We start from the raw sequence: 858 nt of genomic DNA on the forward strand, positions 1-858 counted from the left end.
TCATCAATGTCTTGTTGGAGCTCTTCAAAAGTCCGGTAGGTATGTAGGTAGTACTTTTCGCATTTCAGTGTCCCCCAGAAGGATTCCATCGGTCCGTTATCAATGCAGCAGCCTACTCGGGACATGCTTTGCGTCAGTTTCGCTTCGTCCAGCATCTCCTTAAAGCGCAGAGAGGTATACTGGAAACCACGGTCACTGTGAAGTAAGGGATGGTTCTCTGGCGCGGCCTCTAAAGCTAACTCCAACGTCTTAAAGACCAGTGCATTGTTATTCGAATGACCCAGAACGTAAGCAACAATGGACTTGTCATGCAGATCCTTAATGGCACTTAAATACGCCTTCTGTCCGTTGCCGTACTTAAATTCTGTTACATCCGTTACCCATTTTCGGTTTGACGTTTGCGCCTCGAAGTTGCGGTTCAATACATTCTCTGCGACCTGCTGAGGTGTGGAGCCGACGTACTTCTTCCGCTTTCTTCGGATGACAGACTGGATGCCTTGAAGCCTCATGAGGCGGTACACTCGCTTTGCGTTAAGGGCTTTACCCATTTGTTTGCGCAAATGCAGAGTCAACTGGCGATACCCAAAGATTCGCTCCACCTTCTCATACAGAAGGAGCATGGCCTCTGTAAGCTTCGCGTTGGCGGTCTCCCGGGAACCAGGTTTGCGATTCAACCATTTGTAATAACTGGACCGCGAGATTCCTGCAAGGGTACACAAAAGCTGAATGGGGTGAGATTCCTCTTGCTGAACGGCCTGAATAGCCAGGTAGATGTTCTCCTGACGAACGTGACTTAACGTTTCCTCCTTTCGAGTTCCTCCAACTTTTTTAGAAAAGCATTCTCCGCACGCAGCCGTG

At 49.1% G+C, this 858-nt stretch carries 1 protein-coding gene; it reads right to left on the reverse strand.

Features of this window, described 5'->3' with window-relative positions; genetic code table 11:
- The coding region (locus ACAN55_RS24165; RefSeq protein ID WP_379139153.1) for an IS3 family transposase at window positions 1–773 on the reverse strand (773 nt) is incomplete at its 3' end.
- Between the last annotated feature and the right edge of the window lie 85 nt (window positions 774–858).

Source organism: Paenibacillus oryziterrae (genome assembly GCF_042610485.1).
Taxonomy (GTDB): Bacteria; Bacillota; Bacilli; order Paenibacillales; family Paenibacillaceae; genus Paenibacillus_AQ.